Annotated in this window: 20 protein-coding genes; 14 read left to right on the plus strand and 6 right to left on the minus strand. The window is 72.6% G+C overall.

Annotation, left to right across the window (positions count from 1 at the left end; translation table 11 throughout):
* Positions 1-109: 109 nt before the first annotated feature.
* Positions 110-1,270 carry an L-rhamnose isomerase gene (rhaI, locus tag QF032_RS35750; protein ID WP_307048423.1) on the minus strand — a complete coding sequence of 387 codons (1,161 nt, stop codon included), beginning with the start codon at positions 1,268-1,270 and terminating at the stop codon, positions 110-112.
* 274 nt (positions 1,271-1,544) lie between these two features.
* Between rhaI and QF032_RS35755 the strand changes: the two genes are divergently transcribed.
* The 10 genes from QF032_RS35755 (at position 1,545) to QF032_RS35800 (ending at position 12,373) form a co-directional block, all read left to right on the plus strand.
* On the plus strand, positions 1,545-3,062 hold the full coding sequence (locus QF032_RS35755) for a sugar ABC transporter ATP-binding protein (RefSeq protein ID WP_306946374.1): 1,518 nt from the start codon (positions 1,545-1,547) through the stop codon (positions 3,060-3,062).
* Complete coding sequence (locus QF032_RS35760) at positions 3,059-4,126, plus strand: ABC transporter permease (protein WP_307048425.1); 1,068 nt, start codon at positions 3,059-3,061, stop codon at positions 4,124-4,126. Before QF032_RS35755 ends, QF032_RS35760 begins: the two co-directional genes overlap by 4 nt.
* Positions 4,119-5,111: an ABC transporter permease gene (locus tag QF032_RS35765; RefSeq protein ID WP_306946371.1), complete on the plus strand. Its 993-nt coding sequence runs from the start codon at positions 4,119-4,121 to the stop codon at positions 5,109-5,111. Before QF032_RS35760 ends, QF032_RS35765 begins: the two co-directional genes overlap by 8 nt.
* A gap of 65 nt (positions 5,112-5,176) precedes the next feature.
* Positions 5,177-6,259, plus strand: coding sequence for a rhamnose ABC transporter substrate-binding protein (gene rhaS / locus QF032_RS35770; protein ID WP_306946369.1), 1,083 nt, complete (start codon positions 5,177-5,179; stop codon positions 6,257-6,259).
* Positions 6,260-6,276: 17 nt separating this feature from the next.
* The gene (locus tag QF032_RS35775; protein WP_307048427.1) at positions 6,277-6,597 is read left to right on the plus strand and encodes an L-rhamnose mutarotase; all 321 of its coding nucleotides are present in this window, start codon (positions 6,277-6,279) and stop codon (positions 6,595-6,597) included.
* A gap of 83 nt (positions 6,598-6,680) precedes the next feature.
* Positions 6,681-8,105, plus strand: coding sequence for a BNR repeat-containing protein (locus QF032_RS35780; protein ID WP_307059337.1), 1,425 nt, complete (start codon positions 6,681-6,683; stop codon positions 8,103-8,105).
* A gap of 91 nt (positions 8,106-8,196) precedes the next feature.
* Complete coding sequence (locus QF032_RS35785; RefSeq protein WP_307048431.1) at positions 8,197-9,228, plus strand: LacI family DNA-binding transcriptional regulator; 1,032 nt, start codon at positions 8,197-8,199, stop codon at positions 9,226-9,228.
* A 104-nt stretch (positions 9,229-9,332) separates the two neighbouring features.
* A complete protein-coding gene (locus QF032_RS35790; RefSeq protein ID WP_307048433.1) occupies positions 9,333-10,634 on the plus strand; it encodes an alpha/beta fold hydrolase in 1,302 nt (433 codons plus the stop codon).
* Positions 10,635-10,662: 28 nt separating this feature from the next.
* Positions 10,663-11,406, plus strand: coding sequence for a PIG-L deacetylase family protein (locus QF032_RS35795; RefSeq protein ID WP_307059339.1), 744 nt, complete (start codon positions 10,663-10,665; stop codon positions 11,404-11,406).
* A gap of 136 nt (positions 11,407-11,542) precedes the next feature.
* On the plus strand, positions 11,543-12,373 hold the full coding sequence (locus QF032_RS35800) for a pentapeptide repeat-containing protein (protein ID WP_307059342.1): 831 nt from the start codon (positions 11,543-11,545) through the stop codon (positions 12,371-12,373).
* Here QF032_RS35800 and QF032_RS35805 read toward each other — a convergent pair.
* A complete protein-coding gene (locus QF032_RS35805; protein WP_307059343.1) occupies positions 12,335-14,014 on the minus strand; it encodes a cytochrome P450 in 1,680 nt (559 codons plus the stop codon). The two genes, QF032_RS35800 and QF032_RS35805, sit on opposite strands and share 39 nt — an antisense overlap.
* 107 nt (positions 14,015-14,121) lie before the next feature.
* On the opposite strand from QF032_RS35805, the gene QF032_RS35810 reads away from it, so the two are divergent.
* On the plus strand, positions 14,122-14,736 hold the full coding sequence (locus tag QF032_RS35810) for a TetR/AcrR family transcriptional regulator (protein WP_307048442.1): 615 nt from the start codon (positions 14,122-14,124) through the stop codon (positions 14,734-14,736).
* 92 nt (positions 14,737-14,828) lie between these two features.
* Positions 14,829-15,557, plus strand: a complete 729-nt coding sequence (locus QF032_RS35815) for a DUF2470 domain-containing protein (protein ID WP_307048444.1) — start codon at positions 14,829-14,831, stop codon at positions 15,555-15,557.
* Here the strand turns inward: QF032_RS35815 and QF032_RS35820 are convergent.
* From QF032_RS35820 to QF032_RS35830, 3 genes are all read right to left on the minus strand, one after another.
* A complete protein-coding gene (locus QF032_RS35820) occupies positions 15,525-16,835 on the minus strand; it encodes a lactonase family protein (RefSeq protein WP_307059345.1) in 1,311 nt (436 codons plus the stop codon). The two genes, QF032_RS35815 and QF032_RS35820, sit on opposite strands and share 33 nt — an antisense overlap.
* Positions 16,836-16,960: 125 nt before the next feature.
* Positions 16,961-18,004, minus strand: a complete 1,044-nt coding sequence (locus QF032_RS35825) for a hypothetical protein (protein WP_307048448.1) — start codon at positions 18,002-18,004, stop codon at positions 16,961-16,963.
* A gap of 28 nt (positions 18,005-18,032) precedes the next feature.
* The gene (locus tag QF032_RS35830) at positions 18,033-19,286 is read right to left on the minus strand and encodes an FUSC family protein (RefSeq protein ID WP_307048450.1); all 1,254 of its coding nucleotides are present in this window, start codon (positions 19,284-19,286) and stop codon (positions 18,033-18,035) included.
* Positions 19,287-19,510: 224 nt separating this feature from the next.
* On the opposite strand from QF032_RS35830, the gene QF032_RS35835 reads away from it, so the two are divergent.
* A complete protein-coding gene (locus QF032_RS35835; protein WP_307059347.1) occupies positions 19,511-20,113 on the plus strand; it encodes a TIGR03086 family metal-binding protein in 603 nt (200 codons plus the stop codon).
* 115 nt (positions 20,114-20,228) lie between these two features.
* On the opposite strand, the gene QF032_RS35840 is transcribed toward QF032_RS35835, so the two are convergent.
* The gene (locus QF032_RS35840; protein WP_307059349.1) at positions 20,229-20,828 is read right to left on the minus strand and encodes an HD domain-containing protein; all 600 of its coding nucleotides are present in this window, start codon (positions 20,826-20,828) and stop codon (positions 20,229-20,231) included.
* A gap of 363 nt (positions 20,829-21,191) precedes the next feature.
* Here QF032_RS35840 and QF032_RS35845 point away from each other — a divergent pair, with 363 nt between their 5' ends.
* Positions 21,192-22,154, plus strand: a complete 963-nt coding sequence (locus QF032_RS35845) for a phosphotransferase family protein (protein WP_307059351.1) — start codon at positions 21,192-21,194, stop codon at positions 22,152-22,154.
* The last annotated feature ends 84 nt before the right edge of the window (positions 22,155-22,238 follow it).

A 22,238-nucleotide genomic window follows, 5' to 3' on the forward strand; every position in this document is an offset into this window, starting at 1 on the left:
GGTGACGAAGCGCCCCGAGGGGCGGGGAGTGGTGTCGGCATGCGGCTCCGCCGGGGGCGGCAGGCCAGGACGGGCCCGCGGCCCGCGACGGACAGGTGGCGGCGGACGCCTACGCGCCCCAACCGGCCTGCTCCCCTCCCACCCGCTCGGCGACGATCTTCTCGGCCCACCCGGACGCCTTGTACGCGGCGAGCGGGTTCGGGTTCAACCCCATCTCCTCGCGCACCTCCCGCAGCAGCGGCCGTACGTCCGTGTTGTACGCGTCCATCAGCACCGCGTTGGCCTCCAGCACGTCGCCGGAGGCCTGGGCGCCGGCCAGGGCCGAGGCGTCGACGAGCAGCGCCTTGGCCGTCGCCTCCTGGACGTTCATCACGGAGCGGATGATCGCCGGGATCTTCGCCTCGATGTTGTGGCACTGGTCGAGCATGAACGCCACGTCGGAGGTGAACCCGCCGCCGCGCACCACCTCGTACATGATCCGGAACAGCTGGAAGGGGTCCGCCGCGCCCACCATCAGGTCGTCGTCGGCGTAGAACCGGGAGTTGAAGTCGAACCCGCCGAGCTTCCCCTCGCGCAGCAGTGTGGCGACGATGAACTCGATGTTGGTTCCGGGCGCGTGGTGCCCGGTGTCGACCACCACCTGCGCCTTGGGGCCCAGCTTCAGACAGTGTGCGTACGCCGTGCCCCAGTCCGGGACGTCCGTCGCGTAGAACGCCGGCTCGAAGAACTTGTACTCCAGCAGCATCCGCTGCCCGTCGCCCAGCCGCTCGTACACCTCGGCGAGGCCCTCCGCGAGCCGGTCCTGGCGCGCGCGGAGGTCGTCCTGGCCGGGATAGTTCGTCCCGTCCGCGAACCACAGCTTCAGATCGGTGGAGCCCGTCGCGTCCATGATGTCGACGCACTCGAGCAGGTGGTCGACGGCCTTGCGGCGCACCGCCGCCTCCGGGTGGCAGATGCTGCCGAGCCTGTAGGCGTCGTCCTGGAAGGTGTTGGAGTTGATGGCCCCGAGCTTCACGCCCCGGTCCTCGGCGTGCTTGGCCAGCGCGGAGTAGTCCTCCACCTTGTCCCACGGGATGTGCAGCGCGACGGTCGGGGCCGCCCCGGTGACCGCGTGCACCTGTGCCGCGTCGTCCAGCTTCTCCTGCGGGGTGCGTGGAACCCCCTGCTGGGCGAACACCTTGAAACGGGTCCCCGAGTTCCCGTACGCCCATGACGGCGTCTCGACGGCCTGGGTCTTCAACGCGGCCTTCACGGCGACGAGTTCGGTCACTTCGGGCTCCTGTGACATCAGTCCGAGAACGACTCCCGGATGAAACGATTCAGAACGGGAAGCTATGAGGCCGTCGAACGGGTGTCAACCCCCCAGGTGTGGCGTGTCCATCGTGACCCGCGCGTGACCTACGGGTATCGAAAAGTTTTCGACGTGTACCCATTGACGCGACATGCCCGGGATGCCTAACGTCCCGGCCATCCAGTTGAAACCTTTCACGACGTAGCGGCGGCCCTCAGCGGCCCGGCCCGCGGACGTCGTCGAGGAGCCACCCATGACCCACCCGTCCGACACGGGACCGGCCCCGGTGCTGGCACTGAGGGACGTAACCAAGTCCTTCGGCGCCGTACGCGCCCTGCGGGGCGTCTCCCTGGAGCTGTTCCCCGGCGAGGTGCACGCCCTCGCCGGTGAGAACGGCGCGGGCAAGTCGACCTTGATCAAGACCCTTGCGGGGGTGCACCGACCGGACGCCGGCCGGGTGCTGCTCGACGGCGAGTCCGTCGTCTTCCACGGTCCCGGCGACGCCCGCGACGCCGGAATCGCGGTGATCTACCAGGAGCCCACGCTCTTCCCCGACCTGTCGATCGCCGAGAACATCTTCATGGGCCGCCAGCCCCGGCGGGCCCTCGGCCGCATCGACCACAAGGCCACGCACGCCGCCACCGCCGCCCTGATGCAGCGCCTCGGCGTCGATCTCGACCCCGAGCGCCCGGCGCGTGGACTGTCCATCGCCGACCAGCAGATCGTCGAGATCGCCAAGGCGCTCTCCTTCGACGCCCGCGTCCTGATCATGGACGAGCCCACCGCCGCCCTCACCGGCAGCGAGGTCGCCCGGCTCTTCGGCGTGGTGCGCACCCTGCGAGAACAGGGCGCGGCCGTGCTGTTCATCTCGCACCGGCTCGAGGAGATCTTCGAGATCTGCCAGCGGGTGACCACCCTGCGCGACGGGGCATGGGTCGCCGGCGAGCCGATCGAGGGCATGACCGAGGACGACCTGGTCCGCCGTATGGTCGGCCGCGATCTCGACGAGCTCTACCCCAAGCAGGACGTCACACCGGGCGAAGTCGCCCTGAGCGTCCGCCGGCTGACCCGCGAGGGCGTCTTCACCGACGTCTCCTTCGAGGTCCGGCGCGGCGAGATCGTCGGCCTCGCCGGACTCGTCGGGGCCGGCCGCACCGAGGTCGCCCGGGCCGTCTTCGGCATCGACCGCTGGGACGCCGGCGAGGTCTCGGTGGACGGCCGTCCGCTCACCAACGGAGCCCCCTCCACCGCGATGTCCGCCGGCCTCGCCCTGGTCCCCGAGGACCGGCGCGCCCAGGGCCTGGTGATGGACATGTCGATCGAGCGCAACATCGGCCTCACCGGTCTGCGCACCACGGTGAAGGCCGGACTGATGGACCGCGGCGCCGAGCGCAGCCGCTCCCTCGACTGGGCGGTCAAGCTCCAGGTGAAGTACGCCCGGATCGCCGACAGCGTCAACACCCTCTCCGGCGGCAACCAGCAGAAGGTCGTGCTCGCCAAGTGGCTGGCCACCGGCCCCAAGGTGCTGATCGTCGACGAGCCCACCCGCGGCATCGACGTCGGCACCAAGGCCGAGGTCCACCGGTTGCTGAGCGAGTTGGCCGCCGACGGGGTCGCCGTCCTGATGATCTCCTCCGACCTGCCCGAGATCCTCGGCATGGCCGACCGCGTGCTGGTGATGCACGAGGGCCGGCTCACCGCCGAGATCGCCCGCACCGACGCCACCGAGGAAACCGTGATGGCCGCAGCCACCGGGAGGGCCGCCGCATGACGGTGACCACATCCCATGAGGCCCCCGTCGCCGGGACGCCGAAGTCCAGCGGGACCCGGCTGGCCGACCGCGTCTTCAAGATGCGCGAACTCGCCATCCTGGTCGTCTTCCTGGTGATGATCGCCGTCACCCAGGCCGGCAACAGCGAGTTCCTCTCCGAGCAGGGCATCAAGGACCTGCTGCTGAACGCGACCATCCTGGTGCTGGTCGCCACCGGCCAGTCCCTGGTCGTCATCACCCGCAACGTCGACCTCTCGGTCGGCTCCACCCTCGGTATCAGCGCCTTCGCCGCCGGCACCTATCTGCACGGCGGCGGCAACCCGGTGATCGCGATCGCCCTGGCGATCCTGCTGGGCGTCGGCTTCGGGCTGCTCAACGGCCTGCTGGTCAGCCTCGGTCAGGTGCCCGCCCTGGTCGTCACCCTCGGCACGCTGTACATCATCCGCGGCATCGACTCCATCTGGGTCGGCTCCCGGCAGATCACCGCGGCCGACCTGCCGGACTCCTTCGTCCACTTCGGCTCCGGCGGCCTCTCGGCGGTGCCCTGGCTGGCGCTCATCGCGGTCGCCGTCCTGATCGCGACCGCCTACTACCTCAAGCACTTCGGCAGCGGACGCGAGCTGTACGCGCTCGGCTCCAACCCCGAAGCCGCCCGGCTCGCCGGCATCCCGGTCCGCAAGCGGATCCTCGCCGCCTACACGTTCTGCGGCGGCCTCGCCGGCCTCGCCGGCGCGATGTACCTGGCCCGGTTCGGCAACGTCGACTCCGGAACCGGCAACGGCTACGAACTCACCGTCGTCAGCGCGGTCGTGGTCGGCGGCGTCGTCTTCACCGGCGGCTCCGGCAGCGTCTACGGCGCCGCCCTCGGCGCCCTGCTCCTCACCTCCATCAACAGTGTCCTGCCCGCCCTCGGCGTCAGCTCCGTCTGGGTGCTCGCCGTCAACGGCGTGCTGCTCCTGCTGGCCATCGCGGTCGACCGGATCGTGGCGCTGCGGGTGGCGTCCGCCCTGAAGAAGAAGTCGGCCTCCGTGCAGGCCGTAGAGAAGGGAGAGGCCCGTGCCTGAGTCCCTGGCCCGCGCGATCCGCTGGGACACCGTCGTGGGCGCCCTCCTGATCGTCCTGCTGCTGTTCTCCTTCTCCCTCGTGGACGGCTTCGGCAACGCGCTGAACCTGTCCTTCCTGATCGGCAACACCCTGCCGATCGCACTCATCGCCCTGCCGATGACCCTGCTGGTCGTCTCCGGCGAGATCGACCTCTCGGTCGCCTCCACGGCCGGCCTGTCCGGCGCGGTCATGGGCGCCCTGTGGAACCAGGGCCTGACCATCGAGGCGATCATCCCCATCTGCCTGCTGCTGGGCGTGGTGTGCGGGCTGGTCAACGGTCTGCTCGTGACCCGCCTCGGCCTGCCCTCCCTCGCCGTCACCATCGGCACCCTCGCCGCCTACCGTGGCATCGCGCAGATCGTGCTCGGCTCCGACGCGGTGACCGACTTCCCCACCCAGTACCTGGACTTCGCGGCCGGACGGGTCGGGGACAGCTTCCTCCCGCAGGCGTTCCTGCCCTTCGTGGTGCTGCTCGCGATCGCGGTGGTCGTCCTGCACGCCACCCCGTTCGGCCGCTCGCTCTTCGCGACCGGCGCCAGCGAGGAGGCCGCCCGGTTCGCCGGCATCCGCGTCAAGCGCCAGAAGCTCATCCTGTTCACGGTGACCGGCCTGATGGCCTCCCTCACCGGAATCTTCTGGGCCCTGCACTACGCCAGCGCCCGCTACGACAACGCGACCGGCCTCGAACTCTCCGTCGTCGCCGCGGTGTTGCTCGGCGGCATCGACTTCGACGGCGGCAAGGGCACGCTGGGCGGCGCCATCGCGGGAGTGTTCCTCCTCGGCGCACTGCAGAACGTGATGAGCCTGCTCAACGTCTCCGCCCAGTCGCAGATCGTCGTCACGGGCGTCCTGCTCGTCGTCTCCGTGCTCGGCCCCCGGGTCGCACGCCAGATCGCCGTCGCGAGGGCGGGCCGCAGAGCCGCCGCCTCGACCCCGACGGCCTGAACCGACAAATGCGCCACACGCACCGTCCTCACAGCTCCGCCCTCTTCTCTAAGGACACACCCACCATGCGCAAGTCATCCCTCCGCCGTGCCTGTGCGGCCGTCGCCGCCGTCTCCTCCCTCGCCCTCGCCGCCACCGCCTGCGGCGGCACCACCAAGGAGGACGTGAAGAAGGAGAGCACCGGCGCGGCCGTCGCCACCGGCAAGGCCGACCCGAACGCGGCCACCAAGAAGGGCCTGACCGTGGGCTTCCTGCCCAAGCAGGTCAACAACCCCTACTTCACCTCCTCCGACAAGGGCGGCGAGGCGGCCCTGAAGGAGCTGGGGTCCAGCTACAAGGAGGTCGGCCCCTCCAGCGCCACCGACACCTCCAGCCAGGTCTCCTACGTCAACACCCTGACCCAGCAGCAGGTCGACGCGATGGCCGTGTCCGCGCAGGACCCGGGCGCCCTGTGCACCGCGCTCAAGCAGGCCATGAGCAACAAGATCAAGGTCGTCACCTACGACTCCGACACCAACCCCGAGTGCCGCAACGCCTTCGTCTCACAGGCGTCCGCCGAGGACCTCGGCCGCACCGAGGTGCAGCTGCTCGCCGAACAGATCGGCTACAAGGGCGAGATCGCGATCCTGTCGGCCGCACAGACCGCGACGAACCAGAACACCTGGATCGACTTCATGAAGGACGAGCTGAAGGACCCCAAGTACAAGGACGTCAAGCTCGTCAAGGTGGCGTACGGCAACGACGACGCCCAGCAGTCCTTCCAGCAGACCCAGGGCCTGCTCCAGCAGTACCCGAACCTGAAGGGGATCATCTCCCCGACCACCGTCGGCATCAAGGCGGCCGCGCAGTACCTGTCGGGCTCCAAGTACAAGGGCAAGGTCAAGCTGACCGGCCTCGGCACCCCGAACGACATGCGCACCTACGTCAAGAACGGCACCGTCGACGCCTTCGAGCTGTGGGACCCCTCGAAGCTCGGCGCGCTGGCCGCCCAGACCGCGGTGGCGCTCGTCTCCGGCCAGATCACCGGCGCCGAGGGTGAGACCTTCAAGGCCGGCGGCGCCGAGTACACCATCGGCAAGAACGGCGTGATCAACCTCGGCAAGCCGACCGTGTTCAACGCCAAGAACATCGACCAGTTCAACTTCTAGGTCTGGAGCGGTACTTCATGCAGCGCGTCTGTTTCCTGCTCAAGGTCCGACAGGACCGCCTCGCCGAGTACCGCGAACGCCACGCGGCCGTGTGGCCGGAGATGCTCGAAGCTCTCTCGGCCACCGGCTGGCACAACTACTCGCTCTTCCTGAGAGACGACGGCCTGCTCGTCGGCTACCTGGAGACCGAGGACTTCGCCGCCGCCCGGGCCGGCATGGAGGCCGCCGACGTCAACGCCCGCTGGCAGGCGGAGATGGCCCCGTTCTTCGAGTCCCTGGACGGAGCCCGGCCGGACGAGGCCATGAAACCCCTCACCGAGGTCTTCCACCTCGCCTGAGACCCTTACCCGGAGACTGCCGGCACCCCCCACGTCCCACCCCACCCTCTTCCCCTGCTCTCGCACGACAACGGAGTCCCGAGATGAGACGACGCACCCTGTTGGCCGGCGCCCTCCTCAGCGCCGCAGCCTCTCCCGTGCTGGCCGCCGGCACCGCACGCGCCGCCGACCCCGGCCCCGCGGTCACGAGGAGGACGACCACGCTGCTCGACGCCCAGGCCGTGTTCTTCGTGTCCTACGACGGCCTGGTCAACAACAACTCGTTCCAGAAGAACGGTCTGCTGACCTACAAGGGCTACCAGTACGCCACCTGGTACACCGCCACCCGGAACGCGGTCGTCGCCCGCCGGGTCCTGGGCGGAACCACCTGGTCCACGGTGACGCTGGCGCACCAGCTCAAGTCCAGCGACTCGCACAACGTCATCTCCATGGGCGTCTCGAAGACCGACGGCCGGCTCCACCTCAACATGGACTCGCACAGCGACGGCTTCTTCTACGTCAAGTCGGTCGCCGGCCTCCTCGACAACCCGGCGACCACGTCCTGGACGTCGTCCAGGTTCGGCGCCGTCCAGACCACCCTCGACGGACTCGCGCTCACCTCCCAGTTCACCTACCCGCAGTTCGTCTCCACCCCCGAGGGCAGGCTCCAGCTCAGCTACCGGGTCGCCATATCCGGCAACGGCCGCAACGCCCTCGCCGAGTACGACGGTTCGACCTGGCAGAACCTCGGCGAGTGGTCCAGCTCCACCGGCACCTACACCAGCGAGCACGGCTCCAGCACGGCCCGCAACATGTACCTGCACGGCATCGACTACGACGTCAACGGCCGGCTGCACTCGTTCTTCACCTGGCGCGAGCAGAACGGCGCCGTGATGTGCTCCGGCGGCGGCATCACCAACCACGACACCGGTTACGTCTACTCCGACGACCGCGGCCGGACCTGGCGCAACAACGCCGGCGCGGTCGTCGGCGTCACCGGCGGCTCCGACAAGGTCGCGGTCACCGACAGCGGGCTCGTCGTGGACCCGCTCAACCCCGACCACTCGCTGATGAACCAGGAGAGCCAGGCCACCGACTCCGGGGGCCGGCCGCACGCGATCATCAGCTACGTACCCGGCCGCTTCGGCCAGTGCACCACCGACTACGTCAACGACCGCACCGCCAACGGCCGCGCCTTCCACCTGCGCAAGAACACCTCCGGCAGCTGGCAGAAGACGGAGATCCCGGTCGTCCTCGGCTCCAGCCAGCGCACCAAGCTCATCCTGGACAAGTACGACAACGCGTACGCGATCTTCCCGTTCGGCAGGATCGCCGGCGCCTCGAAGGCATCCGGGTACACCGACTGGAAGATCCTCTTCGACGGCAGCGGCCTCAACGCCTTCGGCGAGGTCGTCATCGACGAGATGCGGGTCAAGGCCGACAACACGCTGTCGTTCATGTACCAGGAGAAGTCGAGCGGGACGACCCCGTCGGCGCTCCGCGTCATCGACTTCACACTGCCCGCATGACCGGCGCACCGGCTCGGCCGGAGGCCCGGCGGCATGGCGGTAATGTGAAGGCCGTCCCGCCGTGCCCCGTTCACCTGGAGGTTCACGCCTGATGGCCCAGTCGGTGGGTATCAAGGACGTCGCCCGTGCCGCCGGAGTCTCCGTCGGCACGGTGTCCAACGTCATCAACCGCCCGGACAGCGTCGCCATGGAGACCCGGGCCCGGGTGCTCTCGGCGATAGACCGTCTCGGGTACGTCCGCAGCGAGTCGGCCCGCCAACTGCGCGCCGGCCGCAGCCGGATCATGGGGCTGCTCGTCCTCGACATGGGCAACCCGTTCTTCGTGGACGTCGCCCGGGGCGCCGAGCGCGCCGCCCGGGACGCCGGACTCGGCGTCATGGTCTGCAACAGTGCCGAGAGCGCGGGCGAGGAGGCCGAGTACCTGTCGCTCTTCGCCGAGCAGCGGGTGCGCGGCGTGCTGCTCACCCCGGCGGACGCGACCGGGCGCAACATCGAGTCCTTCCGCCGGCACGGCATCCCCTTCGTCCTCGTCGACCGGGTCTCCGAGGGCACCGCCGAGTGCTCGGTGTCGGTGGACGACGTGGCGGGCGGGGCGCTCGCGGTGCGGCACCTGATCGACGTCGGGCACCGCTCCATCGCCTATGTCAGCGGGCCGCCCGGCTTCACCCAGGTCCGCGACCGCCGTACCGGCGCACTGGCCGCGCTCGCCGAGGCGGGCCTCGGCCCGGAACGGCTGCGCGAACTGCCCACCGAGCGGCTCGACGTCGCCGCCGGCCGGGACGCGGGCGCCCGACTGCTGGGCCTCGCCGACCGCCCGACCGCCGTGTTCTGCGCCAACGACCTGCTCGCGCTCGGCGTGCTGCAGGCCATGTACGCGGCCGGCGTGGGCGTCCCCGACGACCTCGCCATCGTCGGCTACGACGACATCGAGTTCGCGGCCGCGGCGGCGGTCCCCCTCACCTCCGTCCGGCAGCCCGCCGTCACCATGGGCGCCCTGGCCGCCGAGATGCTGCTGGAGGAGACGGAGGAGGGGCACGAGAACGGGAAGCGGGCGCACGAACACCGTCGCGTGGTGCTCCAGCCGGAGCTGGTGGTCCGCCGGTCGAGCCTGTCGGCGCGCTGAGCGGCTGTGCAGCAGCCGGAGCGTGATCCCCCGGGCACGGCGCCGGCCGCGGATGTGCTGGACTGGGTCGCGGCCCGTACACCGAGCGTCCCGGGAGACCCCTGTTGTCCCTCAGCTACCGCCAGCCCGGCGTCGTACTCACCGACCGCCGCTTCGCCGTGCCGCTCGACCACGCCGACCCGGCCGGGGAGACGATCTCGCTGTACGCCCGCGAGGTCGTCGCGAGCGACAGGGCCGGCCGCGACCTGCCGTGGCTGCTCTACCTCCAGGGCGGGCCCGGATTCGGCGCCCACCGCTTCGTCGGCCGACCGGCCTGGCTCGGCCGCGCGCTGAAGGAGTACCGCGTCCTCCTCCTCGACCAGCGCGGGACCGGCCACTCCACCCCGGCCAACCGCCAGACGTTGCCGCTGCGCGGCGGACCGGCCGGACAGGCCGACTACCTCGCGCACTTCCGCGCCGACTCCATCGTCCGGGACTGCGAGCTGATCCGCCGCGAGGTCACCGGCGGCGCCCCGTGGACCGTGCTGGGCCAGAGCTTCGGGGGCTTCTGCACGGTCACCTACCTCTCCACCGCACCGGAGGGCCTGGCCGCCGCCCTGATCACCGGCGGTCTGCCCGCCCTGGACGGCCACGCCGACGACGTCTACCGCGCCGCGTACCCGCGCATGGAGCGCAAGGCCGCCGCGCACTACGCCCGTTATCCGCAGGACGTCGAACGCGCGCGCCGCGTCGCCGACCACCTCCTGCACCACGAGGTGACCCTCCCGAGCGGCTACCGGCTCACCGCCGAGGCCTTCCAGACCGTCGGCATCCTCCTCGGCGGCGGCGAGGGCAGTCACCGTCTGCACCACCTCCTCGAAGACGCCTTCGTGCCGACCCTGAAGGGCCCCGCCCTCTCCGACGCCTTCCAGGAGGAGACGCAGGGCCGGCTCTCCTTCGCCGGGCACCCGCTCTACGCCCTCCTGCACGAGGCGATCTACGGACAGGACGCCCGCCCCACCGCGTGGTCCGCCGAGCGGGTGCGCGCCGAGTTCCCGCAGTTCGACGCCGCGAGGACGCTCACCGGCGACGGCCCGCTGCTGCTCACCGGCGAGACGATCCATCCCTGGATGTTCGACGCCGACCCCGCGCTGCGCCCGCTGCGCGAGACCGCCGGACTCCTCGCCGCCCGCACCGACTGGACGCCTCTGTACGACCCGGCCCGCCTGGCCGTCAACGAGGTCCCGGTCGCGGCCGCGATCTACCACGACGACCTGTACGTCGACACCGCCCACTCCCTGCGCACCGCGCGGGCGATCCGGGGCCTGCGCACCTGGGTCACCGACGAGTTCGAGCACGACGGCGTCCGGGCCGGCGGCCCCCGCGTCCTGGACCGGCTGCTCGCCCTGGTCCGTGACGAAGCGTGATGCCGGTGTCACGCACTAGTCTGCGGACATGACCGAGCCGACGATCACTCAGCTCCAGCCCATGCCCGAGGACTGGCGGCGCGCCCTGGCCGTGGTGGCCCATCCGGACGACCTCGAGTACGGGTGCTCGGCGGCGATCGCCGCCTGGACCGACGCCGGCCGTGAGGTCGCCTATGTGCTGGCGACCCGCGGCGAAGCCGGCATCGACACCCTCGCGCCCGCCGAGTGCGGCCCGCAGCGCGAGCGGGAGCAGCGGGCGAGCGCGGCCGTGGTGGGCGTCTCGACGGTCGAGTTCCTCGACCACCGGGACGGCGTCGTCGAGTACGGCCCCGCCCTGCGCCGGGACATCGCCGCCGCGATCCGCCGCCACCGCCCGGAGCTCGTGATCACGCTCAACCACCGCGACACCTGGGGCGGCGTCGCCTGGAACACCCCCGACCACGTCGCCGTCGGCCGCGCCACCCTCGACGCGGCCGGGGACGCCGGCAACCGCTGGATCTTCCCGGAACTCGTCGAGCAGGGCCTCCAGCCCTGGAACGGCGTGCGCTGGGTCGCCGTGGCGGGTTCCGCGACACCCACCCACGCGGTCGACGCGGCGGCGGGGCTGGAGCGCGCCGTCGGCTCGCTGCTCGAGCACCGCGCCTACATTGAGGCGTTGACCGACGAGGAGCCCGAGACGTACGCACGGGGGTTCCTGACCGGGGTGGCGAACTCCGTGGGGGAGCGGTTCGGCGGCCGGCCGGCCGTGGCGTTCGAGCTGTTCGCCCGGTAGCGGGACGTCGCCTTCGGCGGTGCGGGACGTCGCCTTCGGTGGTGCGGGACGTCGCCTTCGGCGGTGTGTGCCGGTCGGACCGGTGGGCCGGAATACGGGTGCACGAAGCATGGCCGCAGGTCAGTAGGGTGGACGGATGCACGATGAGACGGTGGACCCGGCGGCGCTGCGCGGCGACTGCGCCAACTGCTTCGGCCTGTGCTGTGTGGCCCTGCCCTTCGCCCGCTCCGCCGACTTCGCGATCGACAAGCCGGCCGGCACGCCCTGCCCGAACCTGGGCGAGGACCACCGCTGCGGCATCCACGCACGGCTGCGGCAGAAGGGCTTCGCCGGCTGTACGGTCTACGACTGCTTCGGCGCCGGGCAGAAGGTCTCCCAGGTCACCTTCGGCGGCCGTGGCCGGAGCACCGCTCCGTCGGCCGAGGCCCGCCGGATGACCGAGGTGTTCCCGGTCGTGCGGCAGCTCCACGAACTCCTGTGGTACCTCACCGAGGCGCTCGGCCTGCCCGCGGCCCGCCCGGTCCACGCCGACCTGCGCCGGGCGCTGGCGAAAACCGAGGAACTGACCCTGCTGCCCCCAAGAGAGCTGGTCGCGCTCGACGTCCCGGCGCACCGGCAGGACGTCAACGTGCTGCTGCTGAGGACGAGCGAGCTGGTCCGGGCCGGCGTCGGCGGACGCCGGAAGGAGCGCCGCGGCGCCGACCTGATGGGCGCCCGCCTCAAGGGCGCCGACCTGCACGGTGCGAACCTGCGCGGCGCCTGTCTCATAGCGGCCGATCTCACGGGCGCCGACCTGCGCCGGGCGGACATGATCGGCGCCGACCTGCGCGACGCCGATCTGACGGACGCCGACCTCACCGGCGCGTTCTTCCTCACCCAGCCGCAGCTGAACGCGGCCAGGGGGAGCGCGGCCACCAGGGTGCCGAAGTCACTCGCCCGTCCGGTGCACTGGACAACGCCGGTCTGACGAGGACTCCCAGCCGGAGCCGGAGCCAGAGCCGGAGCCCGAGCCCGCGTCTCCTGTCCCGTCCGCGTCGCCCCGCTCGCCCGCCCCGCCGCGCCCGGTCCGACCGTCGGCCTCGCGCTCCTCGTCCACCGGCCGGTCCGACGGGGCATCCGGTCCTCCGGAGGGCGTCGGCGCACGCCGCTCCAGATGCAGCCGCAGCCCCTGCGGCATCAGCGTCAGACGTTCCGCGACCCGCAGTCGGTACGCCGGGTCCGGCCGCAGCTCGTAGCGACGCAGCAGCAGCCCGAGCACCAGCGTGGCCTCGTGCAGCGCGAACTGGCGTCCGATACAGGCCCGCGCGCCCGTCCCGAACGGCTTGAAGGTGTGCGGGGCGCGGGCGCGGACGGCCTGGGCGTCGAAGCGGTCCGGGTCGAACCGTTCGGCGTCCGGACCCCACACCGCGGGATCCCGGTGCAGCATGCCCGTCAGCACCAGCGCCCAGCCGCCCCGCCGCACCGGATGCTCCCCGCCCAGCACGGTGTCCTCCCGTGCCTCGCGCGCGAAAGCGGGCGCCGTCGGCCACAGCCGCAGCGCCTCGTCCAGGACCCGGCGGACGTAGCGCAACTTCGCCACCTGCTCGTACGCGGGCACGGCCGTGTCGCCCCACACCCGGTCCACCTCGGCGCGGGCACGGGCGGCGACACGGGGATCGCGGGCGAGGTAGTGCAGGGCGAAGGAGAGCGCGCCCGACGTCGTCTCGTGTCCGGCCACCAGGAAGGTGATGACCTGCCGCCGGACGTTCTCGTCCGACAGGCGCTCGCCGGTCTCGGGGTGGGCGGTGTCAAGCATCCGGTCGAGCAGGTCGCCGTCCTGGCCGCCCTGCGCGCGGCGCTCCCGCACCAGGGCGTCGACGGTGCGGTCGAGGTAGGCGATGTCGGCCCGGTTGCGGCGCGCGGCCCGCCGCATCAGCGCGGGGGACGGCACCGTGTTGAGGCGCTGTGCGTAACTGAGGGTGCCGACCATCGCGGTGACGAACGGGTGCGGCCGGTCGCGCTCGAAGGAGCCGAAGTCGTGGCCGAAGCCGGTGCGCGCGATCGTCTCCAGGGTCAGCTTGGTCATGTCTGCGGGCACGTCCACCGCCCGGCCCGCGGCCAGCTCCCGGTCCCAGTGCGCGGTGAGCCGTTCGGCCACGTCCAGCATCATCGGGTGGTAGGCAGCCATGGCCTCCCGGCTGAATCCCGGAGCGAGGACGTCGTGCGCCAGCTGCCAGTTGGGCTCGTGGTTGTACGCCGTGAACAGGGCGTCCCCGACGACGGGCCGCAGGTTGGCGATGCCCAGTCCCACATGCTTGGCGAACCGCTGCTCGTCGGCCATGTCGGCGGCCAGCTCGGCGCCCCACACGAACACGAACTCCCGGTTGAACGCCTTGCGCCGGAAGATCGGCCCGAGCTGACCGGCGTAGCGCAGGGAGTCCTGCACGGGGGTGCGCCGGCTCGCGCCCAGGATGTCGCCCAGCAGGGGGAGCCGGTGCCGCGGGTGGGGGATGCGGTGCAGTTCGGGCCACCCGAGCTCCGCGCCGCGGAACCCCTTCGGCAGCGCGTCCGGCACCGCCGCCCCGGCCGTCCCCGTTCCCGTCGTGCCCGTCGTCCCCGTCTCCGCCATGACGCGATCTCCCTTGATGCACCGGCAGGTTGAGCATGTTGTACGTGGGTTCAATAGCGCGCCCAGTCTGGTCCCGTCGTCGAGCGGACGTCAAGTAAGGTGCGGGGATGGCTGCGAACCAGGGCGAGCGCACCCGGCGCCGACTCAGCACCGGGGAGCGCAGGGAACAGCTTCTGTCGGTGGGCGCGCGTCTGTTCTCTGAGAGCCCCTACGACGAGGTGTGGATCGAGCAGGTGGCCGAGATCGCGGGGGTCTCCCGCGGGCTGCTGTACCACTACTTCCCCACGAAGCGGGACTTCTTCGCGGCGGTCGTCGAGCGCGAGAGCGAGCGGATGCTGCGCATGACGGCGGCAGTCCCCGGCGTCCCGGTCCGCGTGCAGCTGGCTACCGGGCTCGACGCCTACCTGGAGTACGTGGAGACCCACGCGCACGGCTACCGCGCGTTCCACCGGGCGGACGCCGCCGGTGACCGAGGTGTACGCACGGTCTACCGGCGGGCGCTGGCGGCGCAGGAGCGCCAGATCCTGGCCGCCCTCGGCGTCGACCCCGAGTTCGGCCCGGTGTTCGAGGAGCGCCCCGAGGTGCGGCTGGCGGTGCGCGGCTGGCTGGCGTTCACCACGGCGGTCTGTCTGGAGTGGCTGCGCGGCGCGGACCTGTCGCGGGAGCAGGTGCGGGACCTGTGCGCACGGGCGCTGCTGGGGGTCATCGCGCCTGCGGCGTGATCTGTCCCCCCACGCCGGAGGGTGCGGTGCGGCGGTTGGCGCACGAGCGGATCTCCGATAGGTTAGGCAAGCCTTACCTTGGGAGGTTCAGGATGGGTGACGACCAGAGCTGGGCGGCCGCGCCTGCCGCCGCCGAGCGCGCCCGCTCGGTGCTCGCGGCCTCGTGGTCCTGCGCGGTGACCGCGGACGGCGGGCGCGAGGAGTTCGTCGGCGCGCACACCGTCGACGACGACGGCCGGGTGACCCTGCGGGTGCCCGAGGACAGCGCCCTGCGCACGGCCGCGATCTGCGCGCCGCGCGGCGAGCCGGCCGCGGTGCTGGAGTTCGCCGACGTCGCACCCGTCCCGGTGCGCGGCCGGATCCGTGCCCGGCTCTGGCTCGCCGGCTGGTTCGCCCCCGAGGACGGCGGCCTCGCCCTCCACGCCACGCGCGTCGTGCTGAAGGAGAGCAAGGGCGCGGTGGTCGTCGACCTCGCCGAGTTCGCCGCCGCCGCGCCCGACCCGCTGGCCGGCGCCGAGGCGCACCTGCTGACACATCTCGCCGACGCCCATCCCGAGGCCGTGGAGCGGCTGACCCGGCTCGTCCGGTCCGACAGCCTGCACGGCGCCGTCCGCGTCCAGCCGCTCGCCGTCGACCGGCACGGACTGACGCTGCGCATCGAACGCGCCCGCGCCCACGGCGACGTACGCCTGCCCTTCCACGCGCCGGCCGACGACGTCTCCCAGCTCACCGAGCGCATGCACGTGCTGCTCACTCAGGCGGCCGCCGCGTCCTGTCCCCGCGCCGCCCTACAGCGGCAGCGCGCAGACGGCGACGGGTGACGCGAACGGCTCGCCGGCGAGCCGCAGTTCACCCCCCGCGTCCACCCGGAAGACGCTGATCGTGCCGGACCGCTGGTTGGCGGCGAACAGCAGGCCGCCGTCCGGCGAGAGGGCGATCTGGCGCGGGAAGTCCCCCTCCACCGGCACCGTGCCGAGCAGGCGCAGCCGGGCCCCGTCCTGCTCCACGGCGTAGCGCGCGAGGCTGTTGTCGCCGCGGTTGGCGAGGAAGGCGAACCGGCCGTCCGGCGTCAGGGCGGGCTGCGCCGGGTAGTTGACGTCCGCCTTCGCGCCCGTGGACTGCGGCCGGCCGATCGTCAGCCGGCCGCTCGACGCGTCGTAGGCACAGACGGCGAGGGTGTCGTCGGCCTCGTTCGCCAGGTAGGCGTACCGGCAGCCCGGGTGGAACACGAGGTGGCGCGGACCGGCGCCCGCCCGGGTGTGCGCCTGCGCGACCTCGGTGAGGGTGCCCGCCTTCCCGTCCAGTCGGTAGCTGTACACCGTGTCCGTGCCGAAGTCGACGGCGATGACATGGCCGCCGTCCGGGGCGGTGACGAACTGGTGCGCATGCGGGCCCCGTTGACCGCTGCGGGGCGCCGGACGGCGGTGCGTGACATGGTCCGTGCGTTCGCCGAGCGCCCCCGAGGCGGCGATCGGGTGCACGGTCACACTCCCCGAGCCGTAGTCGGCGCTCAGCAGCCACCGGCCACTCGGGTGGACCGACACATGGCAGGTGTGCGCCCCGCCGGTGGCCCTGCTGCCCAGCACCGTCCGGTCGGCGAGCCGAACGGCGGTCACCGCGCCCCGGTCGCGTTCGTTCACCGCGTACAGCGTGCGGCCGTCCGGATGCACCGCGAGATACGACGGGTCCGGGACGCCGATGATCGTGCCGCCGCCGGTGATCCGCCCGGAGGCGGGGTCGTACGAGGCGACGCCGACGCCCTTCCCGCCGCCCTCCGCGGAGGTGTACGTGCCCAGGTAGAGGGGGCGGGGCCCGGAGGCGCCCGGTGCGGACCCCGGCGTGGTCGCGGGTGCGGCGGACGACGACGGCCCGGACGACGACGGCTGCCCGGGCGGGGCGGCCTGTGGGGTTTCCCGCGAGGCCGCCGAGCCGTCACCGCCGTCCCCGTCGCCCGCGCAGCCGGCCAGGGCCGACGCCGCCGTCGCGCCGCCGAGGGCGCCGATCGCGCCGACGAAGCGGCGTCGGCTCCAGCCCCGGCCGCCGTCGGCTCCGCCGGAGCGGGGAGACCCCCCGCGCGCCGCGCCCGTCCCGCTGCCCATGCCCGCACCTGTCGTCGTCGTCCGTCCGCGTCGTCCGCCCGCGCCGTGACAGCCACCTTGACCCGGACCGCCGTCGAACGCAAAAGCGCGGCGCGGCCGGGGCCGCCGACGGCGGGGGAGGGGGGCTACCAGTCGCCGTCCTGCACCGGGCTGCCCGGTGTGTCCTTCAGGTGCTGCACCTGGCCGGGGGCGGGCGGCTCCCACGGATCCAGATCGTCGCCGAGCCATTCGCCGACCGGCCGCACCGCGCCCAGGGCGTCGCTCGGGGCGACGTCCTGCGCGTCGTCGTCGTAGTAGTCGAACCACGGCAGGCCCGCCCTGGTGTACGCGGCGCGGTCGGCCGGCGACGGCGGCGGCTCCTCGCCGGTGATCCGGCGCCACTCCGGCGGGGTCACCAGATGCACGAAGACCCGGGCGGCGGGCTCCGTCGTGTAGTGCGCGAGCGGACGCTCGTCCCGGTAGACCTCCTGGCGCATCGAACCGCCCACCCCGAGGCCCATCGCGGCGACCGCCCGGGCCCGCGGCGCGCCGCCCGGACGAGGCGCCGCGCCCGCCATCGGGGCCGCGGGCGGAAGGCTGCCGAACACCCCGCCGATCAGGTCCTGCGTCAGCGGGATGCGGCGGCTGCGCTCGGCCTCCAGCCACTCGGCGCGCCGACGCTCCTCCAGCGGGAACGACTGCAACTGCACCCCGCCCCACACCTCCTCGCCGGTGACCTGGCCCTCGACGGTCGCGCCCAGGCCCAGCGGCACCGCGACGAACTGGCGCACCGTGCCGCTGCCGGAGTTGATGCCGTCCAGCCACGGCTGGCGGGGGAGCGCCACGTAGTTCTGCGGGTCCCGGGAGAGCCGGTCGCTCCACGGCCTGCCGGAGACCGCGCACACCTTGCCCGCCCCGACCTGGAGCGCGGCCGGCTCCGAGGACGACGCGAAGCTCAGCCACATCGCCTCGCGCAGGTACATCGGCAGCATCACGCCCCCGCGCGCGAGCCACTCGGCGGGCACGGTGCCGGCGTGGTCGGAGACCCGTCGCACCGGGAACACGCCGAGGCCGGGCGGCAGGTCGTGGGTGCCCTGCTCCGGCAGTCGCAGGGTCCGCATGAACCGCACCGCCACCCCGCCCGGCAGCCGCAGCATGTCCCCGTCGATCCGTACGGTCGTGTCGGTCATCCGTGCGCTCCCCTCGTCGTCGTGTACGTCACCGGGAACGACGTGCGGTGGTGGTCCGGTTCCGCCGCGGCCGGAAGCGACCGCGCAGCCGTTGCCTCAGCCGGTGCAGCCACGGACGGCGCTCACGCTGCTCCCGGCTGTTGCGGTCCAGTTCCTCCAGCAGGCGTTGGGTGCGGTGTTCGGTGTCGAGCTCGTCGATGATGCGGTCGACCTCGGTGAGCACCGCGCCGTGCAGCTGCCACTGGCGGGCGTCGTGCTGGAGCTGTTCGAGCAGGAGCTGGGCGAGCTTGTCCCGGGTCGCCGCGGCCTGCCGCAGCTCGGCGGTGAGCCGTGACTCGGCGGCGTCGGCGTTCTGGCTGACCTGCGTGGTCACCAGCACCGCGAAGCTGACCACCGCGTCGGCCATCTCCGACAGCAGCCGCTCGACCACCTCCCCCGTCCCGGCCGGGAACAGCGGCTGCGACTCCCGCTGCTTGGCCAGGTCGGTGAAGGTGCGGGCAAGCACCCGCAGCACGACCGTGCAGATCTCCAGCGTGTCCAGGCCGGTGCGCAGCACCACCCGGTGCAGCAGCCCCTCCCGCACGCGGGGGTTGAGCCGCAGGCTGTCCTCGGCCTGCCGCAGGGCCGCGTCCACCTCGACGATGTCGTGGTCCAGCCGGCGTGCCTCGTGCAGCCGTTCGGCCGCCTGTTCGTACGGGGTGCGGCCGGCGGCCTCGTCGCCGATGCGCAGCATCAGCTGCCGCAGCCGGCGGGCCAGCCCCTCGATCGACTCGCCGGCCTCCTCCACCCACACCGGGGGCGGCAGCAGCAGGTTGCAGCCGAGTCCCACGAACGCGCCGATCAGGGTCTCCACCACCCGCGACCACGCGGTGTCCCCGACGGTGGTCACCCCGAGCACCAGCATGGCGCTGATCGCCACCTCGGGCACGTACTCGTCGACCCGCACCAGATGCCCCACCGCCAGCGAGGCCACGATCAGCAGCCCCAGGCTCCACCAGGTCAGACCCACCAGAAGGCTGAAGGCGATGGCCACGATGACACCGGCCACCACCGCGTTCACCCGGCGGATGCCGTTGGTCAGCGTCGCGTAGAGGGTGACCTGCACGACCAGCAGCGCGGTCAGCGGCGCGGTGAGCGGCAGCGCCTCGGGGCTCAGGCGCAGCGCGAGGACATAGGCGAGGGTGGCCGCGGCGGCCGACCGCAGCGCCTGGACGACGACGGGGTCCCGGTGGCGCTGTACGAACCGCACCAGCGGCGCCGCCCGCTCACGTACTTCTTGCATCCTCACTCCCGTTCCCCTTCGCCCGCGGCCTCGAACGTCTCCGCAGCGCCGCGCGCATCGCGCCGCCCGATCGGCCGCGTCGGCGACCGGATGCCCCGACCGGGACAGTCTGATCGATCAATGTCCACTCAGGACGATGGCTGTCCGCAAGTGTGCCTAGATTGTTCTCGGCGGCCGGGAGAGCGCGGGCCGCGGGAGCCGAGCGGGAGACGAGGGGGAGACGCATGACGGACAAGGCCGGCACGGTCGGGATCGAGGTCCTCACACAGGCGCACGACTACCTGCGCGAGGTCGTCGCGGGCGTCGGGGACGGACAGTGGGGCAGCGCGACCCCGTGCGCCGGATGGACGGCGCGGCAGGTGCTCAACCACGCCCGCATCGACCAGCAGGGCTACGGTCTGGCGCTCACCGGCGGCCGGCCCGACGGCGACCCCTTCCACCCGGCCGACGCCCTCGACGGCGACCCGGCGGCCGAACTGGACAAGGTCCTGACCATGGTGGCCGAGGCCTACGCGGCGCTGCCCGCGGACACCGAGGAGGCCCCGACCCCGCTCGGCCCGCTGCCCCTGCGGATCGCCCTCGGCGCCGCCGCCATGGACGCCGCCGTGCACGCCTGGGACATCGCCGTCGCCACCGGTCAGGACCGCCCGCTGCCGGTGGGCACGGCCGAGGGCATCAGGCCGGCGGCCGACCGGCTCGTGAACCACCTGCGCGATGCCTACCAGGTCTTCGCCCCGGCCGGAGAGCCCGCCCCGGACCACGACCCCGCGCAGGCGCTGCTGGCCTTCCTCGGCCGCGACCCGCGCTGGACCGCCGTCGCGCACTGAGACGGCGCCTGCCCGCTCCCGTACGGCCCGCCAGGTCCTGGCGAACGGCCGGACGGGAGCCAGGCCCGACCCGCTCCTCCCGCTCCGCCTTGATCGGCCGGAACGGAGGCCCGCCTCACCCGTGGACCGGATGCGCCGCCTGCCAGGCAAGCCGCAGGTCCGCGCCCTCCCCGACGGCCGTGAGGAACTCGTCCAGATCGAGGAACTCCTGCCACACCGGACGGCCGCCCGCCCGCGCCAGCTCCGCCACGACCCGATCTTCCAGATCCGCGACCCGCTTGTTCTTCCAGACCTTGTCGGCCAGGCTCACCAGCAGGTCCTCCACCGTCACGCCCGGAGCCGCCCAGAAGGCATGCGTCGCGGCGAACCGCGCCCGCTCGGCGGGCACCCCGTGGGCCAGCAGCAGCTCACGCCCCGCCTCCTCGTGCCGCGCGCCCGGTCCGGACAGCTCGTCGGGGTGCAGCGTCTTGCCGATGTCGTGGGTGGCCGCACCGAACAGCACCGCCTCCCGGTCCACGGGCAGGCGCGGGCACTGCCGGGCGACCCCTTCGACGAGCTGGGCGGCGACGTCGTGGACCGCTCTGAGGTGCGCCACCAGCCGGGGCGGGGCGCCGATCTCGTCCAGCAGCCGTACCGCCTCCGACGGCATCGGGCGCAGCGCGGGGTCCGAGGTGTCGTCCGAGGCGATGGACCGGACGGTCCAGACGGTGGTCATCGCGCCAGCCTAACGACGTCCACGACGTCCACGACGTCCACGACGTCCACGACGTCCACGACGTCCACGACGTCCACGACGTCCACGACGTCCACGACGACCACGGCCGGAAGGGGACCGCACTCGCCGCCCGCACCCCGACTCCCGCCCCGACTCCCGCCCCGACTCCCGCCCCGAGGACCGCTGGTGCCGGCTGTGCGGCGTCGCATCCGGCGCGCGTTACGTACCCTGGACCGGGCCGCGGGGCGGGGCCGGCGACCGGACCGGCAGGACACGGCTCGACGGGCCGGCCGTGGGCGGCCGGCACGCCCGACGGCGGGCACGCGGCCGACCGGCCCGAGGAGGGGAAGGGGCGGGCGCACGATGACGGACTCCCGGGAACGGGCGCGGAGCGTACTGGCGGCGGCGGGCATCCCGCCGGACCGCCTGGCCCGCGTGCGCCCGCTGGGCGGCGGCACCTACAACACGGTCGAGGAACTCCGCCTCACGGACGGCAACGGCTACGCGCTGAAGGTCGCACCCACCGCACCGGCCCTGCGTTACGAGAGCCGACTGCTGCTCGGAGAGGCGGAGTTGTGCCGGGGCGCGGCCGAGGCAGCCGTGCCGGCGCCGCGCGTCGTGGCCCTCGACGAGCAGTGGCTGCTGATGACGATGTGCCCGGGCGAGCCGTGGGACGACGCGCTCACCACCGCCGAACAGGCCGAACTGAGAACGGAGTTGGGTCGCCAGGTCGCCCGGCTGCACCAGGTGACCGGGCCCGGCTTCGGTTACCCCTCCGGGGTGTTCGGCCCGCTCGCCGCCGACTGGCGCAGCGCCTTCACGGCGATGTTCGACGCCGTGCTCGCCGACGCCCGCGACTACGGCGCCCGACTGCCCCGCCCGGCCGGCGAGGTGGCCGCCGTCGCCAGGTCCGCGTACGGCGCCCTCGACGACGTCGCCGTCCCGCGCCTCGTCCATTTCGACCTGTGGCCCGGCAACGTCCTGGTCGACCGCACCGGCGGCAGGGCCCGCATCGGAGGCCTCATCGACGGCGAGCGGATGTTCTGGGGCGACCCGCTCGCGGACTTCGTCTCACTGGCCCTGCTCGGCGACATCAGGAAGGACGTGGCGTTCCTCGCCGGCTATCGGGAGGCCGGAGGCCGGGCCGTGTTCGACGCGTCGGCCCGGCGGCGGCTCGCGCTCTACCGCGCCTACCTCTACCTGATCATGCTCGCCGAGACGGTTCCCCGGGCGGTCGGCGAGGATCACGCCCGCTGGACGCAGGAGACGGTCGCCCCGGAGCTCGTCGCCGCGCTGGACGAGATCGCCGAGACGGACGTCTCTTAGCTCACATCGTGAACTAAGGGTTGGACGAATATCGCGTCGAGCCCGTCCGCGGAGGTATGTTGCAGGTCGGGCAGGGCTCGGAGG

Origin of the sequence: Streptomyces achromogenes (assembly GCF_030816715.1) — a bacterium.
GTDB lineage: Bacteria > Actinomycetota > Actinomycetes > Streptomycetales > Streptomycetaceae > Streptomyces > Streptomyces achromogenes_A.

Excerpts from the sequence above, each read along its gene's own strand:
- QF032_RS35840 (WP_307059349.1), bottom strand. The coding sequence starts at position 20,828 with ATGACCACCGTCTGGACCGTCCGGTCCATCGCCTCGGACGACACCTCG.
- QF032_RS35810 (WP_307048442.1), top strand. The coding sequence starts at position 14,122 with ATGGCTGCGAACCAGGGCGAGCGCACCCGGCGCCGACTCAGCACCGGG.
- QF032_RS35780 (WP_307059337.1), top strand. The coding sequence starts at position 6,681 with ATGAGACGACGCACCCTGTTGGCCGGCGCCCTCCTCAGCGCCGCAGCC.
- QF032_RS35805 (WP_307059343.1), bottom strand. The coding sequence starts at position 14,014 with ATGGCGGAGACGGGGACGACGGGCACGACGGGAACGGGGACGGCCGGG.
- QF032_RS35830 (WP_307048450.1), bottom strand. The coding sequence starts at position 19,286 with ATGCAAGAAGTACGTGAGCGGGCGGCGCCGCTGGTGCGGTTCGTACAG.
- QF032_RS35820 (WP_307059345.1), bottom strand. The coding sequence starts at position 16,835 with ATGGGCAGCGGGACGGGCGCGGCGCGCGGGGGGTCTCCCCGCTCCGGC.
- QF032_RS35845 (WP_307059351.1), top strand. The coding sequence starts at position 21,192 with ATGACGGACTCCCGGGAACGGGCGCGGAGCGTACTGGCGGCGGCGGGC.
- QF032_RS35795 (WP_307059339.1), top strand. The coding sequence starts at position 10,663 with ATGACCGAGCCGACGATCACTCAGCTCCAGCCCATGCCCGAGGACTGG.
- QF032_RS35800 (WP_307059342.1), top strand. The coding sequence starts at position 11,543 with ATGCACGATGAGACGGTGGACCCGGCGGCGCTGCGCGGCGACTGCGCC.
- rhaS (WP_306946369.1), top strand. The coding sequence starts at position 5,177 with ATGCGCAAGTCATCCCTCCGCCGTGCCTGTGCGGCCGTCGCCGCCGTC.
- QF032_RS35755 (WP_306946374.1), top strand. The coding sequence starts at position 1,545 with ATGACCCACCCGTCCGACACGGGACCGGCCCCGGTGCTGGCACTGAGG.
- QF032_RS35815 (WP_307048444.1), top strand. The coding sequence starts at position 14,829 with ATGGGTGACGACCAGAGCTGGGCGGCCGCGCCTGCCGCCGCCGAGCGC.
- QF032_RS35760 (WP_307048425.1), top strand. The coding sequence starts at position 3,059 with ATGACGGTGACCACATCCCATGAGGCCCCCGTCGCCGGGACGCCGAAG.
- QF032_RS35775 (WP_307048427.1), top strand. The coding sequence starts at position 6,277 with ATGCAGCGCGTCTGTTTCCTGCTCAAGGTCCGACAGGACCGCCTCGCC.
- QF032_RS35785 (WP_307048431.1), top strand. The coding sequence starts at position 8,197 with ATGGCCCAGTCGGTGGGTATCAAGGACGTCGCCCGTGCCGCCGGAGTC.
- QF032_RS35825 (WP_307048448.1), bottom strand. The coding sequence starts at position 18,004 with ATGACCGACACGACCGTACGGATCGACGGGGACATGCTGCGGCTGCCG.
- QF032_RS35835 (WP_307059347.1), top strand. The coding sequence starts at position 19,511 with ATGACGGACAAGGCCGGCACGGTCGGGATCGAGGTCCTCACACAGGCG.